The 14,135-nt window shown below is 65.9% G+C and carries 16 protein-coding genes and 1 rRNA gene; 5 read left to right on the top strand and 12 right to left on the bottom strand.

Annotation, left to right across the window (positions count from 1 at the left end):
• The 4 genes from ACFVWT_RS21865 to rpmB form a co-directional block, all read right to left on the bottom strand.
• Positions 1-70 (bottom strand): 16S ribosomal RNA (locus tag ACFVWT_RS21865); the annotation flags it as partial.
• A 675-nt stretch (positions 71-745) separates the two neighbouring features.
• Positions 746-1,051, bottom strand: a complete 306-nt coding sequence (gene rpsN, locus ACFVWT_RS21860) for a 30S ribosomal protein S14 (protein WP_043485315.1) — start codon at positions 1,049-1,051, stop codon at positions 746-748.
• Between the two features lie 5 nt (positions 1,052-1,056).
• Positions 1,057-1,224 (bottom strand): 50S ribosomal protein L33, encoded by a 168-nt coding sequence (gene rpmG, locus ACFVWT_RS21855; RefSeq protein ID WP_011693743.1) that lies wholly within the window; start codon positions 1,222-1,224, stop codon positions 1,057-1,059.
• A complete protein-coding gene (gene rpmB / locus ACFVWT_RS21850) occupies positions 1,224-1,460 on the bottom strand; it encodes a 50S ribosomal protein L28 (RefSeq protein WP_011693744.1) in 237 nt (78 codons plus the stop codon). The genes rpmG and rpmB overlap by 1 nt, the downstream gene beginning before the upstream one ends.
• A gap of 479 nt (positions 1,461-1,939) precedes the next feature.
• Between rpmB and ACFVWT_RS21845 the strand changes: the two genes are divergently transcribed.
• The 3 genes from ACFVWT_RS21845 to ACFVWT_RS21835 all read left to right on the top strand — a co-directional run bounded on the left by ACFVWT_RS21845 (position 1,940) and on the right by ACFVWT_RS21835 (position 4,801).
• Positions 1,940-3,385, top strand: coding sequence for a ferric reductase-like transmembrane domain-containing protein (locus ACFVWT_RS21845; protein WP_390251624.1), 1,446 nt, complete (start codon positions 1,940-1,942; stop codon positions 3,383-3,385).
• Entirely contained in the window at positions 3,382-3,915 is a 534-nt protein-coding gene (locus tag ACFVWT_RS21840) for an FMN-binding protein (RefSeq protein ID WP_390251622.1), read from the top strand. The genes ACFVWT_RS21845 and ACFVWT_RS21840 overlap by 4 nt, the downstream gene beginning before the upstream one ends.
• 100 nt (positions 3,916-4,015) lie before the next feature.
• Complete coding sequence (locus tag ACFVWT_RS21835) at positions 4,016-4,801, top strand: FAD:protein FMN transferase (RefSeq protein ID WP_390251628.1); 786 nt, start codon at positions 4,016-4,018, stop codon at positions 4,799-4,801.
• Between the two features lie 15 nt (positions 4,802-4,816).
• On the opposite strand, the gene ACFVWT_RS21830 is transcribed toward ACFVWT_RS21835, so the two are convergent.
• The 3 genes from ACFVWT_RS21830 to ACFVWT_RS21820 are packed head-to-tail and all read right to left on the bottom strand — an operon-like array spanning position 4,817 to position 7,973.
• Positions 4,817-5,578 (bottom strand): SGNH/GDSL hydrolase family protein, encoded by a 762-nt coding sequence (locus ACFVWT_RS21830; RefSeq protein WP_390251620.1) that lies wholly within the window; start codon positions 5,576-5,578, stop codon positions 4,817-4,819.
• Between the two features lie 43 nt (positions 5,579-5,621).
• On the bottom strand, positions 5,622-7,448 hold the full coding sequence (gene glsA, locus ACFVWT_RS21825) for a glutaminase A (protein WP_390251618.1): 1,827 nt from the start codon (positions 7,446-7,448) through the stop codon (positions 5,622-5,624).
• A gap of 45 nt (positions 7,449-7,493) precedes the next feature.
• Positions 7,494-7,973 (bottom strand): MarR family winged helix-turn-helix transcriptional regulator, encoded by a 480-nt coding sequence (locus ACFVWT_RS21820; RefSeq protein ID WP_390251616.1) that lies wholly within the window; start codon positions 7,971-7,973, stop codon positions 7,494-7,496.
• An 82-nt stretch (positions 7,974-8,055) separates the two neighbouring features.
• Between ACFVWT_RS21820 and ACFVWT_RS21815 the strand changes: the two genes are divergently transcribed.
• Both ACFVWT_RS21815 and ACFVWT_RS21810 read left to right on the top strand, forming a co-directional pair.
• Positions 8,056-8,688: an NADPH-dependent F420 reductase gene (locus tag ACFVWT_RS21815; protein WP_390251614.1), complete on the top strand. Its 633-nt coding sequence runs from the start codon at positions 8,056-8,058 to the stop codon at positions 8,686-8,688.
• 22 nt (positions 8,689-8,710) lie between these two features.
• Positions 8,711-8,998, top strand: coding sequence for a YciI family protein (locus ACFVWT_RS21810; RefSeq protein ID WP_390251612.1), 288 nt, complete (start codon positions 8,711-8,713; stop codon positions 8,996-8,998).
• Here ACFVWT_RS21810 and ACFVWT_RS21805 read toward each other — a convergent pair.
• The 5 genes from ACFVWT_RS21805 to ACFVWT_RS21785 form a co-directional block, all read right to left on the bottom strand.
• On the bottom strand, positions 8,995-9,846 hold the full coding sequence (locus ACFVWT_RS21805) for an SGNH/GDSL hydrolase family protein (RefSeq protein WP_390251610.1): 852 nt from the start codon (positions 9,844-9,846) through the stop codon (positions 8,995-8,997). The genes ACFVWT_RS21810 and ACFVWT_RS21805 overlap by 4 nt on opposite strands.
• A gap of 99 nt (positions 9,847-9,945) precedes the next feature.
• The gene (locus ACFVWT_RS21800) at positions 9,946-10,986 is read right to left on the bottom strand and encodes a siderophore-interacting protein (RefSeq protein ID WP_390251608.1); all 1,041 of its coding nucleotides are present in this window, start codon (positions 10,984-10,986) and stop codon (positions 9,946-9,948) included.
• A complete protein-coding gene (locus ACFVWT_RS21795) occupies positions 10,983-11,810 on the bottom strand; it encodes an ABC transporter ATP-binding protein (RefSeq protein WP_390251606.1) in 828 nt (275 codons plus the stop codon). Before ACFVWT_RS21795 ends, ACFVWT_RS21800 begins: the two co-directional genes overlap by 4 nt.
• 1 nt (position 11,811) lies before the next feature.
• Complete coding sequence (locus ACFVWT_RS21790; RefSeq protein ID WP_390251604.1) at positions 11,812-12,993, bottom strand: FecCD family ABC transporter permease; 1,182 nt, start codon at positions 12,991-12,993, stop codon at positions 11,812-11,814.
• A complete protein-coding gene (locus ACFVWT_RS21785) occupies positions 12,990-14,126 on the bottom strand; it encodes a FecCD family ABC transporter permease (RefSeq protein ID WP_390251602.1) in 1,137 nt (378 codons plus the stop codon). The genes ACFVWT_RS21790 and ACFVWT_RS21785 overlap by 4 nt, the downstream gene beginning before the upstream one ends.
• Positions 14,127-14,135 lie beyond the last annotated feature (9 nt).

Here is a 14,135-nt window from a genome sequence, read left to right as displayed (position 1 = left end):
ATCGTTCGACTTGCATGTGTTAAGCACGCCGCCAGCGTTCATCCTGAGCCAGGATCAAACTCTCCGTTGAAGTAAAACAAAAACAGACACAACCAACACCCCCGGGAAAACGGGACGTGCCAGCTGCACAAAATTTGAAACCAGCTGTAAAAACCAGACCACACCACGGGGTGGCGGGTCCAGTCAATTCAACCAATCCATAAAATAAATTGGTATCAACAAACTTGGCACACTATTGAGTTCTCAAACAACAGACACACCCGGCACCACCACAACATCCCAGCCGTGGATCGCTCCGGAGCAACTTCCCAAACTTACCTGAACTCAAGACTCAAAGCAAATCAGCGTTTCCGCGCTCTGCCGGTCATCGAGACCATCCCCACCATCAAGCAGCACGCCAAGTGACGAACCATTTTTCAGGCTGTTTAGAAGGGGTTTTGGCCGCCTTCGGTAACCGGCATCTCGCCGGCCCCCTCTCGGCGACTTAGAAAACAATACACCTACTTTGCCCCCACCGCAAACCCTCCCCGCACGCGGTGCTGAAGCCCGCCAATCCGGGCCGGAAGGGCCCTTTACGGTGCTTCCACGGCCGCCGGCGTCGTGCCCGGATTCTGTGTGCTGCGTCACCGTACCCGACCTCATGGGAAGGAGAAGCGTTAAACGCAAGAAGGGCCGGCAACCGTAAGGTTGCCGGCCCTTCTTAGACCACTGGAATCAGCAGTGCTGGTTTAGCAGCAGTGTTGGTTTACCAGGAAGACTTGGTGATGCCCGGGAGCTCACCGCGGTGAGCCATGTCGCGGAAGCGAACACGGGAGATACCGAACTTCTGGAAGGTACCGCGCGGGCGGCCATCGATGATGTCGCGGTTACGCAGACGTACCGGGGAGGCGTTGCGGGGCAGCTTCTGCAGGCCGAGGCGTGCAGCTTCGCGTGCTTCGTCGGTTGAGTTGGGGTCAACCAGGGCCTTCTTCAGTTCGAGGCGCTTTGCAGCATAGCGCTCGACGATGACTTTACGCTGTTCGTTCTTAGCGATCATTGACTTCTTAGCCATAGTGCTTAGCGCTCCTCTCGGAATTCGACGTGCTTACGGATGCGGGGGTCGTACTTCTTCAGAACCATGCGGTCCGGGTCGTTACGACGGTTCTTGCGCGTGACGTAGGTGTAACCCGTGCCAGCGGTCGACTTGAGCTTGATGATCGGACGTACGTCCTTGTCCTTAGCCACTAGAGCTTCACTCCTCGTGCCAGGATGGCGGCTACGACAACGTCGATGCCACGCACGTCGATGGTCTTGATGCCACGTGCAGAGACCTGCAGGGTGACATTACGGCGCAGGGACGGAACCCAGTAGCGCTTCTTCTGGATGTTCGGGTCGAACCGACGCTTGTTGCGACGGTGCGAGTGCGAAATGCTGTGTCCAAAGCCCGGCTCGGCTCCGGTCACCTGGCAGTGTGCTGCCATGACGACTCTCCTCATGAAATAAATGAAACGGTCCGCAGCGTTCCGCGTCCCGTGCGACAGGCGGCGTCCGCATCCAGCTTTCACACATTCGATGGTCCGCAGGCGTGGACAGTCGACAAAGCCGGCTGTTTTCCGCATTACGGGCGAACATGATTGGCCACGAATACCGGGCAGAGGAATCCACTGCGAAGTACCGGGATGCTGGGCGAATACAGGAGTGCGCGCAACTTGAGCCCCTAACTACCGGCCTTGAGGACTGTCGATATTGAGGACAGATCCCGCCAACCGGAGCAATTGCACACGCTCCGCGCCACCTAGCGCCTACCAAGTCTACGAGCTTGACTAATTAAAGGCCAATCGGGTAGCTGTCCTTGCCCCTCTCGGGGTGTATAAGCCCGGCTGCCTCACCGTTTCCAAGTCACATCGGCGCCGAAGACTATTCACAGCAGAATGAAAGGATTCGGCCGCAATGTTGAAGCATGAACACACAACTCCTGCCGGCTATGCCCGCCAGTTCCCGGGGCACAAGTAAGGGTCCGGGCACATTTACAGCCCAGCACCGCCGGCGCCTCTTCCGCGCCGACCTGCTGACAACGTCCGCCTGGGCCTCCGTTGCGGCCGCCGTAGCGCTGTGGCTGGCCGACGGCGGTGCAACCGGATTCTCGACACCCGCCGGAGCCTTCACCGCATTGGGCATTGTGGCCGGGCTGGCCGGCATGGACCTGGTCCTTCTGATGCTGCTGCTGGCGGCACGGATCCCCCTCATTGATCAGTCAGTTGGCCACGACCGTGCCCTGGAATTCCACCGGAAGCTGGGGAAGCCGTCGCTCTACCTCCTACTGGCACATGGACTCCTGATCGCCATCGGCTACGGAATGGCCGAGGGCCTGGATCCCGTCAGTGAAGCCGTGTCCCTCTGGGTGCTCGTGCCGGACATGTGGCTCGCCTATATTTCCATGGCTCTGTTCATCGCCGTAGTGGTGACCTCCCTGGTGGCCGTCCGCAGGCGCTTTCCCTACGAATTCTGGTACGCGGTGCACCTGCTGACCTATGCCGCCGTCGCAACCTCGCTGCCCCACCAGTTCAGTGTGGGCGGGCTGTTCGCCGAGGGCACCTGGCAGCGCTGGTACTGGCTGGCGGTGTGCATCGCAACCGGCGCCGCGCTCCTGCACTATCGCGTGCTTGAGCCCGTCGTTGCGACGTTCCGGCATCAGCTCACGGTCAGCCGCGTGGTGCAGGTGGCACCCGGCGTGGTCAGCATCGAGATGCATGGGCTGCACCTTGACGAACTGGCCGGAACCGGGGGCAGGTTCTTCATCTGGCGGTTCCTGGCCCCGGGCCTGTGGTGGCACCCCCACCCGTTCAGCCTCTCCGCCGAACCACTGCAGTTCGATGCGTCAGGGCGCGGCCTGCTGAGGATCACCGTCCGCAACCTTGGCCGCGGATCGGCCCAGCTAGCCGCCGTGAAACCCGGGACGAAGGTCGCCGTGGAGGGACCGTACGGAATCTTCAGCACCGCGGCCAGGTGCCGGGACAGGGTGGTGATGATCGGCGCCGGGATCGGCATCACACCCCTCCGGGCCCTCTTGGAATCGACGCCCTTCGCGCCAGGTCAGGCGACCGTGATCCTCCGGGGCCGCAGCGAGCAGGAACTGTACCTCGGCGACGAGATCCTGGAACTTGCCCGCGACCGGGGAGCCACCCTGTTCCACCTGACCGGCGCCCGATCGGCCCGTCACACGGGAAGCTGGCTCCCGGACAGCGCCTCACAGGCCGGCCATCGACTGTCCGACTACGCCCCCGATGTCGCAAACGCGGACGTCTATGTCTGCGGGCCGGCGGCGTGGGCCCGAAACGTTATTGCCGATGCCCGCGCCGCGGGTGTCAAGGAAGACCAACTCCACTACGAAAGGTTTGACTGGTGAGAATACGCGCAGCAGTATCAGCAGCACTTGCCTCTGCGGGCATCCTTCTTGCGGGGTGGCAGTCGGGCATCCATGTGGCGGAGGCACCGAGCGCCGCAGCCAGCACATCGGCAGGAACCAACGGGACCACCGGCGCTGCCGGTGCGACCGGATCCCCGGGCTCAAGCTCAGGCGCCTCAAGCTCCGCCACCGGATCCACGGGCACAGGTGCGGGCACCGCCGCGGAGCCCACAACCGGGGCCGCCGCAAAGGCCGGGGGAACCTATGCCGGCAGCGTGGTGCAGACGCGCTTCGGAGCCGTCCAGGTCCAGATCACGGTCAACGCTGGTTCCATCAAGGACGTTGTGGCGTTGCACCTGACCGACGACGACCGCAAGTCCATCCAGATCAGCAACCGGGCGGCGCCACTCCTCAAAGCCGAAGTCCTCGCTGCCCAGTCAGCGGACGTGCAGACCATCGGAGGCGCCACTGTGACCAGCGACGCCTACCTGAGCTCGCTCCAGGCGGCCATCGATGCAGCGAACCTCTGATCACCCGACCGGCGCCGAAATCCGGCGGCCCGTACCGGAGCCTGCCGATGTCGGGGAAGAGCAGGAGCGGCAGGCACTGCGGGCAAGGACCTTCAGCTGCATGGGAACCGTGGTGAGCCTTACTCTCCCCGCAGCCTCGGGCGCGGAGGAGCTGGTAGCGGCCACCGCCGTCGTCGAGCAGCTTTTCGCCGGACTCGACGATACGTTCAGCCTCTACCGCCCGGACTCGGAAGCCAGCCAGCTGGCACGGACTGAGATTGCGCTCCCGGACGCGTCCGAGGAGATGCGCCGCCTCTACGGCGACGCCGTCGGCTGGCGGCTGCTGACCGAGGGGGCCTTCACCCCCGAACGGCCCGACGGCGTCCTTGACCTGTCCGGGATTGTCAAGGGATATGCGATCCAGGAGGCGGGCACGTCCCTGCTGGCACTGGGCCTTCGCGACTGGTGCCTGAACGCCGGTGGCGACGTGCTGGTCAGCGGATCCCCCGCGCCGGACACCCACAAATCCGGGAAAGGCGAGCCGTGGCGGGCCGGGATTGTTGATCCGGAGGACCGCCGTACCCTTATTGCCGGCTACCCGTTGGGCGGCTTTGCAGGGTCGAAACTGGCGCTGGCGACTTCCGGTTCCGCAGAGCGGGGAGACCACATCTGGGCTGCCGGCGCAGGCGGCGGAGCAGGGCGTGGCGCCCGTCCAGGACCGGGTGCGCCGGTGTTCCGCCAGGTTTCCGTGGCGGCAGCGGACATCGTGACTGCTGATGTGCTGGCGACGGCGATCGTGGCCGGCGGGCTGCCGATGCTGGACCGCGCCACGGACGGGTGGGACATCGAAGTACTGGCCGTGCGGGCGGGCGGCGAACTGCTCGCGACGCCGGGCTTCCGGCGGTAGCTTCCGGCGCTGGTGCTAGAGCCGGGTGAGCTGGCTGTACCGCGGCTGGAGGCCGTCACCTGAGGACTTTCCCGTCACCCGGCGGACTACCCAGGGCCCCGCAAACTCCCGTACCCAGCGCGCGTTCGCCCTGATGGCATCGGCCCGGCTCAGCTCCGGAACGGGCGTCATGGGGGGAACATCGATGGAGTGATCGTGTTCCAGGACAGTCAGCACCCTCTTGGCCATGTTCGCGTGACCGGCCGCGGACATGTGCATCCGGTCCTTGGCCCACATGCCCCAGTCGTAGTATTCGCTGAAGCGCCAGTAATCCACCAGCAGGGCGCCGTGGTCGCCCGCAATACCGCGCACCAGCTCGTTGTAAATGGCCGTACGGCCGCGCATGGTGCCGAAAACCTTGGAACCGCGGGCGTCAAAACCCGTGAACATCACCACGGTGGCACCCGTGGCGCTCAGCTTGCGGATGCCGGCGTCGTACTCCGCCAACAGGTCGTCGATGTCGATCTTGGGGCGGAGGATATCGTTGGCCCCCGCGTAGATGGTCACCAGCGTGGGTTTAAGTTCGACGGCGGCGTCCACTTGCTCCGCCATGATCTGGCGGAGCTTCCGGCCACGGATCGCGAGGTTCGCGTAGCCAAAGGCCGGGTCCGCTGCGCCAAGCTGCTCGGCCACGCGGTCCGCCCAGCCCCGTACCCCGTTCGGGCGTGCCGGATCGTCGTCGCCGACACCCTCCGTAAACGAATCTCCCAGGGCAACATAGCGGGCGGCAAAATCCATATCGATAGTCTGCCATCCGTTGCCGTGAGCAACCAAGCGGCGGCTACTCGCGGATCCGGACGGCCGATTCGCGCAAGTACTGTTCCACCCGTGTGTACGCATCCCGGGTCAGGGCTTTCCACAGGGCGATGGCGAGCCTCGGATCTGTGGACTCCAGCTCGGAGATTGCCTCGGCACTGAGCACCATCACCTCCACGGGTCCGTCCGCCCTGACCGTCGTTTCCTGCCGGTTGCCGCTGCCCAGCGCCAGCTCGCCGAACGTCATGCCGGCGCTGAGGGTGTTGAGCTTGACCCGGTCGGAGGTGGGCCCGGGCGACGTACTGCTGACCTTTCCGGAAGTAATGAAGTAGACCCCGCCGAACCGCAGGCCAATGCGGCGGATGACGTCGCCGTCGTCGTACTTCCGTGCTGTCATGAGGCCCTGCAGGGCCAGCGCGTCCGCCTCATCGAGCGGCGCCAGCGCAGGCGAGTCGGTGACCGGAACGTTGTCCCGGAGCAGCAGCCGGTCCCCGTACTTTCCCAGCAGCCGGTTTTCACAGAATTCGACGGCGGCACTCCGCGTCGAAAACGAGGGTACCGCCTTGTCCGGGCGCCCGTTCCGTTCGCCGAGAGAGGCCGCCACCGCGCCGTCCGCTTCGATCAGCACCAGTTCGCGGCCCGCGCCGGACAAGCCCCGGCGCGCCGCCTCGAGCAGGCGCAGTGCCACCTCGCTCACCTGGTCAGTCCGGCGGAAGTCCAGAACCACCAGTTCGACGTCGTCATCCAGTCCGCTGAGCTCGCGCACCATGGATTCGCTCCCGGCGAAGAGGAGGTCACCGTTGAGTTCGATCACCCGGGCCCGGTGTCCGTGGGCACGGAGGACGTCGGACGCTTCGGCATTTCGCCGGATGCCCGACGGCGTTTCGGTGACGTCGTACGCAGCAAGGATGGCCGAACGCCCGGTGCGCGCCGCCCTGACGAAGTGCAGCTCCATATCCCGGGACAGCCGCTGGGCAGTCGCCAGGCCGCGGACGCTGCCGCCGTGCTCATCGAGCGGCGGGGAGTAGACAGCCAGCCCAACCTGACCCGGCAGGACGGCGATAATCCCGCCGGCAACACCGCTCTTTCCGGGCATGCCCACGCTGCTGATCCAGGCACCGGCGTCGTCGTACATGCCGGACGTCATCATCACCGACAACACCCGCTCCACCGGGCCGATCTCCAAAACCTGCCTGTGGGTGAGCGGATTCTTTCCGCCGTTCGCGAGGGTGGCGGCCATGATGGCGAGGTCGAAGGTGTTCACCATGACCGAGCACTGGCGGAAATAGTCCTCTAGGACAGGCGCGGGGTCGTCCTCGATGATGTTGAAGGACCGCAGCAGGTGCGCCAGCGCAGTGTTGCGGTGGCCGTGCTTCAACTCGGACTCGAAAACCTTCTCGTTGACCGACAGCTGACGGCCCGCGAACGCCGAGTACGTGCTGAGGATCCGTTTGAAGCTCGACTGGCCGCCGGATCCGCTGATGAGTGACGTAGCGGTGAGGGCGCCGGCGTTGATCATGGCGTTCGCCGGGCGGCCCGTCCCTTCGGCCAGTGAGATCTCGTTGAAGGAATCGCCGGAGGGTTCAACATCCACCTTGGCATCCACGGCATCGCTGCCGAGGTCCTCCAGGGCCAGCCCGTAAGTGAAAGGCTTCGATATGGACTGGATGGTGAATTCTTCGCGGGAGTCCCCCACCTCATAGACCTGGCCGTCCACCGTGGCCAGCGCAATGCCGAACTTGTCCGGGTCCACCGCGGCCATGGCCGGAATGGTGCTGTAAGGCTTGCCGTCCCGGAGCTTGGCGATCTCGGCGTGGACCTGGCGCAGGTAGCTCTGGATAGGGGATTCCATGCAACAAACACTACGGGCGTGGCCGGCCCCGGGATGCGCCGCCGGTCAGGACTCGCGCAGGATCCAGTGGTCGGCGTCCAGGCGGCCCACGATTTTCTCGCCGATGCGGGCCAGGTCTGCGACGTCGCGCTCCGACAGGGCATCAAGGAACAGCGTCCGGACCGCTTCCACGTGCCCGGGCGCCAGCTCCACAATGGTGGCCATGCCGGCGTCGGTCAGGTGGGCGGTGGTCACGCGCGCATCCCGCGGATGCGGACGGCGTTCCACCCACCCCCGGTTCTGGAGCTTGGTGACCACATGCGACAAACGGGACAGCGAGGCGCTGGTCCGGGCGGCAAGTTCGCTCATGGGAAGGAAACGGCCTTCCGCTTCGGAGAGCATGGCGAGTACGTTGTAGTCGAAGAGCGAAAGGTTGCCGGCCGCGTGCAATTTCGTATCCAGTGCCGCGGGCAGCAAGGTGTTGATGCTCAGCTGGGCCAGCCATGCACGGCGTTCGTCGGCGTTGAGCCAGCGCGGTTCGGTCATGGATACATCCTAGGAGAAAAATTGATTGACAGTTCAAGCCCGGGCTGCCCCGATCAACCGCCGTCGGATCGAAGGAAGCACCATGACTGACATCACGATCATCGGTACGGGGAACATGGCGGCAGGAATCGCCGCCCGAGCGGCCAGCGCCGGCCACAGCATCCAGATCCTCAGCCGCGATGCACTGGCCGCGTCCGCCCTGGCGGCCGAAACGAACGCGACCCCCGGGACCACCGGCCAGGACATTGAAGGCAGCATCGTTGTCCTTGCCACCCATTTTGACGTGTCCAAGGAAATCGCCGGCCGTTACGGCGAGGCCCTCAACGGCAAGACGATCGTGGACATTTCCAATCCCGTCAACGACGAAACCCTCGACTCCCTCACCGTGCCTGCCGGGAGCTCCGCGGCCGAGGAGATCCAGGCGCTGGTTCCTGGCGCGAACGTGGTGAAAGGCTTCAACACCGTTTTCGCCTCCACGCTGGCCGCCGGAGAGGTGGCCGGGCAGACCCTCGATGTCCTGCTGGCCGGGGATTCAGCCGAAGCCAAGGCCGCGGTGGCAGGCTTCATCAATGATTCCGGTTTGCGCGCCGTCGACGTAGGGCCGTTGCGCCGGGCACGGCAACTGGAAGCCTTCCAGTTGCTCATCATTGGGCTCCAAGCCAGCGACGCCCACCCCGAGTACAACTGGAACAGCGCATTGAAACTGCTTCCTTAACAGGAACCGGTAGGCTGACCGCATGTACGTAGTCTCCCTGACCTACAAAGTTCCCGAAGAGATCGTCGATTTCCACCTCAAAGCACACGTTGAGTGGCTGCAGGACGCTTTCGACCAGGGCATTTTCATTGTGGCCGGCCGGAAGATCCCCCGCACCGGTGCGCTGTTGCTGTCCAATGCGGACCGGGCAAACCTTGACGCCGCGCTGGTCAAAGACCCGTTCTACACGAACGGCGTGGCCGAGTTCGACGTCGAGGAATTCCACGCCGGAAGGGTTGCCCCCGGGTACGAAAACCTCTTGGATAGCTAGCTCTCCGGGGCAGCCGCCTCCGGCCCCTTCTCAAGGAGTTTCTTCAGTCCGCCCTTCCGGGGAACTTTCACGGGCTCCGGCCAGCGCGGCCTGAGGCTGTCCCCGAGGGTCACACCGCGCAGCTTGCGGCCGAAAAGCGGCAACACCCAGTCGTGCACCCAGCGCCGCTGCCGCTGTTCCCACTCCCGCAGGCTCAGCTTGTCCGGCGGTTCCCACTCCAGCGGGCTGATCTTGTGCGGTACCCCCAAATGGTCCAGGACCTGGGCGGCGAGGTATTTGTGGCCGGCCTTGGACATATGCAACCGGTCCGAATCCCACATCCGCCGGTCGTGGAAGGCCTCGAAGCACCAATAGTCCACCAGCACAGCGTTGTACCTGGCAGCGACTTCCCGGACTCGGCGGTTGTAGGCGGTGTTGCGTTTCCTCAACGGCTCAAGGACAGCCGACACCTTGACGTCGAAACCGGTGAACAGCACCACCGTGGCGCCCGTGGCAGCAAGCCGGGCCACGAGGGACTCGTACTCGGCCATGAGCGCGTCCACGTCGGTGCCGAAGTCGAGGATGTCGTTGCCGCCGGCGTACAGGGTGACCAGCGTCGGCTCCATCGCGAGCGCCGGTTCCAGCTGTTCCTCGATGATGTGACGAAGCCTCTTGCTGCGGATGGCCAGGTTGGCGTACTCCCACCCGGGTTCGGCTTTGGCCAGCTTTTCAGCCACCCGGTCCGCCCAGCCGCGCACCCCGTTAGGCAGCCGCTTGCTCCGGTCCCCCACGCCTTCGGTGAACGAATCCCCCAGGGCAACAAACCGCCGTCGCCCGTCCTTGTCCGGAAGCAAAGGAAATGAACCCATCCCGGCACCCTACCCACTTAGCAAAACCAGTAGGGAAAGGGGAGGTGAACCCAAGGTAAGAGACGGCGCACTCAACCGCCGGCGCTGAAATCGAGGCCGCTAGAGCTCCGCTTTCCCCTGCCGCCAGTACCCCATGAAGGCGACCTGCTTCCGGTCGATCCCGACGTCGCGCACCAGGTAGCGCCGCATCTCCTTGATGACCCCCGCTTCGCCGGCAATCCAGGCGTAGAACGGCATGGCGCCGGCGGGCATCCCGGGGTTCTTCGTTGCCGCGATGGCCGCGGATTCCATCCTCGCGGGCGTTTCCCAGAGGATCTCCTGGTCCACGTCCACGTCCTCCGGTTCCGGTCCGGCCCCGCTGGAGGCCGCTTTGATACCCACCCAGCCCGGTTCGGGAACGGCGGCGCGGACTGCTTGCTGCAGCAGTTCACCGTGCGGGCGCGAGCGGCCGATTGAGGCGCCGCGCGCCAGCCAGGTGATTTCGACGTCGGCCTCCGACTTCAGGTCCAGGAAGTCGCCGACCGCGGGGACCTCAAGGAACGCGTGCCCGCTCATGTACGACGGGAGGCTTTCAAGGACGGCGCTGATGGCGGGAACCGCGGTTTCGTCGCCCGCGAGGAGCACGCGCTGAGCCAGTCCGGGACGCCATTCGATGCCGGAGTAGATCTCGGCCGTGACGCAGTGCGCTGCCCGGTTGTTAGGACCGATGATGGTGAGCGCATCCCCCGGTTTGGCGTTCAGGGCCCAGTTTGCCGCGGGGCCGCCGTTGCCCGCTGAGTCGAAGTGCATCATGAAGTCCACGTCGATCTCGGGGTAGACGGCGTCGAGCCGTTCCTGCCGGACGGTGTAGGTGCGCATGGAGCCACGGGTCGCCGGGTCCATGGCCAGCCATTCCCGGTACCAGCCGGACTGTTCCATCCGGAACACGGGCAGCGGCAGCCTGGTGCCGTCCTCGGCGAGGGACGGGATCATCAGCTTCACCCTAAGATCCAGGGTCCTGCCGTGGACGCCGAAGTCACGCAGCGAGTACCCGCCGAAGGTGATGCGGCGGAAGTTGGGGCTGAGTTCCTGTACGGCGGTGACGGTCACCTCGAACGCGAGGGTCATGGGTTCGGTGCCGGCAATGTCGCGGGTCTTCATGAAACGAACTCCAGTTCAGTTGCAGCGGTGTGGTGCCGGCCAAGCGGAATGATCAGCGGCGTGCCGGAAACGGGGTCGGGAAGCACCCGGGAGTCCAGGCCGAAGACGTCCCGGACCAGGTCTTCGGTGACCACGTCGGTGGAGGCGCCCTCGGCCACGATCCTGCCGCCCTTCATGGCGATCACATGGTCCGCGTACCGGGCTGCGAGGTTCAGGTCGTGCAGGACGATGGCCACGGTGGTGCCGCGCTTGCGGTTGAGGTCCGTGATCAGGTCCAGCACTTCCACCTGGTGGGCCAGGTCAAGGTACGTGGTGGGTTCGTCCAGGAGCAGCACATCGGTTTCCTGTGCGAGCGCCATCGCGATCCAGACGCGCTGGCGCTGGCCGCCGGACAGTTCGTCCACGTTGCGCCCGGCGAGTTCCAGCGTTTCGGTGGCCTCCATCGCGCGCTGCACCGCGAGATCGTGCTGCGACAAGTCGCCTGCGCTCCAACTCCGGAAGAAGCCCTGGTGCGGGTACCGTCCGCGTCCCACCAGGTCGCGGACCGTGATGCCGTCCGGCGCGGTGGGATGCTGGGGCAGGAGGCCCAGGGTCCGGGCGACGTCCCGGGCGGAGCGGCTGTGGATGTCCTTGCCGTCCAGCGTCACGGTGCCGGCCGCGGGCTTCAGCAACCGGGAGAGTCCGCGAAGCAGGGTGGACTTGCCGCAGGCGTTGGCGCCCACGATCATGGTCACTTTGCCTTCGGGAATTTCGGCGTGCAGCCCGTCAACCACCGTGCGCTGGGCGTACTTGAGGGTGAGGTTCGTGGCGCGCAGAACAGCCATCTCAGGCATCCTTTCGATTGGAAGTGACCAGCAGCCACAGCAGGAACGGGGCGCCCAGGGCGCCGGTGACCACGCCTACCGGCAGCACGGTGCCGTCCAGCAGGAGAGGTGCGATATTCGCGGCGAAGTAGTCCGCGGCCAGCACGATCAGTGCCCCGACGAAGGCCGACGCCGGGAGGCTGGCTTTGGCAGTGAAGCGTCGGGCGATGGGACCGGCCAGGAAGGCGACGAACGCAACGGGGCCGGCTGCCGCTGTCGCCACCGCGGCGAGTGCCACGGCCACAACCACCACGGCCAGCCGGGTGAAGCCGACCCTGACGCCGAGCCCGGCGGCGGTGTCATCGCCGAGCTCCAGGATGCGCAGGGGGCCGGCGAGTGCGGCCGTGGCAGGGACCAGGACCAGCAGCGCAAGGGCGAGGATGCCGGCGCGGTCCCAGCTGGCGGAATTGAGGGAGCCGTTCAGCCACACCAGGGCGTCGGCGGCGGTGCGGATGTCCGCCCGCGTCATCAGGAAGCTCACCATGGCGTGAAGGGCGGCCGCGATGCCCACGCCCGCCAGGATCAGCCGGCTGCCGGCCGCGTTGCCGCTGTTCCCGCCGCCGGATCCCAAAGACTCGGACCCCAGGGACCCGCCACGCGAGATGCCATAGATGAGCGCCGCGACGCCCAGCGCGCCGGCGAGGGCGGCGCCGGAAACCACGGCCCCGGACGCGCCGAAAACAACGATGGCCGTGACGGCGGCGGCGCTGGCCCCGTAACTGATGCCGATGACGTCCGGGCTGGCCAGCGGATTGCGGAGCATGGTCTGGAAGAGGGCGCCGGCCAGTCCGAATGCGGCGCCGATCATGGTGCCGCTCACCGCGCGGGGAAGCTTGTTTTCCATCACGATGAAGCTCGCACCGGGGACTTTCTGGCCGCCGGTGAGGTGTGCGAGCAGGATTTTGAAGAAGTCGGGGATCGTGACGGTGTAGCTGCCCAGCAGGACGCTGACGGCGAAGAGGACCACGACGGCGAACGCCAGCACCGCGGTCCGGTTCAGGGCGGGAGCGCGAACGGGCAGATAATGCCCTGTTTCCGCGGTTTTGAGGGCATTATCTGCCCGTTCGCGCTCAGTACTGCGCTCGGCACTGGGGGCGTTGTCTCCCAGTTCGCGCCCCACGTGGGCGAGGTCCGATTTGCTCACAGTCCCGCCCCCTTTCCGCGGCGGACGAGCCATACGAAGACGGGAGCACCCACGAGGGCCGTCATGATTCCCGCGGGCACTTCGCCGGGCAGCAGGACCACGCGGCCCAGGATGTCGGCGGACAGCAGGAGCACCGGTGCCAGGACGAGGGAAAAGGGCAGGATCCAGCGGTAGTCCGGGCCGGTGAGGAAGCGGACGGCGTGCGGAATGACGAGCCCCACAAAGCCGATGGGCCCGGCGAGGGCCGTGGCGCCTCCGCACAGCAGCACGATGCCCAGGGCGGTGACGCCGCGGACAAGCCCGACCCGCTGCCCGAGCCCGCGCGCGATATCGTCTCCCAGTGCAAGGCCGTTGAGGATCCGGCCGGTAGCCAGCACGATGCCTGCGCCGAGAATAAGGAACGGCACGCCGGGCAGCACCACGGACCAGTCGCGCCCGGCGATTCCGCCCACCTGCCAGAACCGGAACCGGTCCAGGGTGTCCTGGCTCGAAACGAGGATGACGTTCATGAGCGAGTACAGGCCGGCGCTCAGGGCGGCGCCCGCGAGGGCGAGCTTCACCGGCGTCGCACCGTCCCGGCCCAGCGAAGCGACCAGGTAGACGACGGCGGCAGCCGCTGCGGCACCGAAGAACGCGAACCAGATGTAGCCGGTCAGCGAGGAGATCCCGAAAAGGTAAATGCCGGTGACCACGGCCAGCGCGGCTCCGGCATTGACCCCCATAATGCCGGGGTCCGCCAGCGGGTTGCGGGCCACGCCCTGCATGGCGGCGCCGGCCAGTCCTAGTGCGCCGCCGGCGAGGAGGCCCAGGGCTGTGCGGGGAATGCGCGCGTGGACCACGGCGTGGTCGCCGTTGGCGGGATCGAAATGCGTGAGCGCCTGCCACACGGTGTCAAGGGGAAGCCCGCGGGCGCCGACGGCCAGCGATACTGCCGCGACAAAAACAAGTACGACGACGGCGGCCAGCAGCCACGCCGCCCGTTTACCGGGAGCCCGAACGGGCATCTGCGGCCCTTTTCCGGCCGCAGCTCCGGCCGCTTGCGGGGCCTCAAGTGTCCGTTCGCGCGTGGTGCCGGGAGCCGAAGGTGAGGTGGCCTCACTGCCGGCGGGCGCCGTCGTCGTACTTGGTGTCATGGCGGGGTG

Origin of the sequence: Arthrobacter sp. NPDC058288 (assembly GCF_042880995.1) — a bacterium.
Lineage (GTDB): Bacteria > Actinomycetota > Actinomycetes > Actinomycetales > Micrococcaceae > Arthrobacter.
This window is presented reverse-complemented; position numbering and strand designations above follow the sequence as displayed.

Excerpts from the sequence above, each read along its gene's own strand:
- ACFVWT_RS21815 (WP_390251614.1), top strand. The coding sequence starts at position 8,056 with ATGACTGACATCACGATCATCGGTACGGGGAACATGGCGGCAGGAATC.
- ACFVWT_RS21795 (WP_390251606.1), bottom strand. The coding sequence starts at position 11,810 with ATGGCTGTTCTGCGCGCCACGAACCTCACCCTCAAGTACGCCCAGCGC.
- glsA (WP_390251618.1), bottom strand. The coding sequence starts at position 7,448 with ATGGAATCCCCTATCCAGAGCTACCTGCGCCAGGTCCACGCCGAGATC.
- ACFVWT_RS21805 (WP_390251610.1), bottom strand. The coding sequence starts at position 9,846 with ATGGGTTCATTTCCTTTGCTTCCGGACAAGGACGGGCGACGGCGGTTT.
- ACFVWT_RS21835 (WP_390251628.1), top strand. The coding sequence starts at position 4,016 with ATGGGAACCGTGGTGAGCCTTACTCTCCCCGCAGCCTCGGGCGCGGAG.
- ACFVWT_RS21820 (WP_390251616.1), bottom strand. The coding sequence starts at position 7,973 with ATGACCGAACCGCGCTGGCTCAACGCCGACGAACGCCGTGCATGGCTG.
- ACFVWT_RS21845 (WP_390251624.1), top strand. The coding sequence starts at position 1,940 with ATGAACACACAACTCCTGCCGGCTATGCCCGCCAGTTCCCGGGGCACA.
- ACFVWT_RS21830 (WP_390251620.1), bottom strand. The coding sequence starts at position 5,578 with ATGGATTTTGCCGCCCGCTATGTTGCCCTGGGAGATTCGTTTACGGAG.
- rpsN (WP_043485315.1), bottom strand. The coding sequence starts at position 1,051 with ATGGCTAAGAAGTCAATGATCGCTAAGAACGAACAGCGTAAAGTCATC.
- ACFVWT_RS21800 (WP_390251608.1), bottom strand. The coding sequence starts at position 10,986 with ATGAAGACCCGCGACATTGCCGGCACCGAACCCATGACCCTCGCGTTC.
- rpmB (WP_011693744.1), bottom strand. The coding sequence starts at position 1,460 with ATGGCAGCACACTGCCAGGTGACCGGAGCCGAGCCGGGCTTTGGACAC.
- ACFVWT_RS21785 (WP_390251602.1), bottom strand. The coding sequence starts at position 14,126 with ATGACACCAAGTACGACGACGGCGCCCGCCGGCAGTGAGGCCACCTCA.
- ACFVWT_RS21810 (WP_390251612.1), top strand. The coding sequence starts at position 8,711 with ATGTACGTAGTCTCCCTGACCTACAAAGTTCCCGAAGAGATCGTCGAT.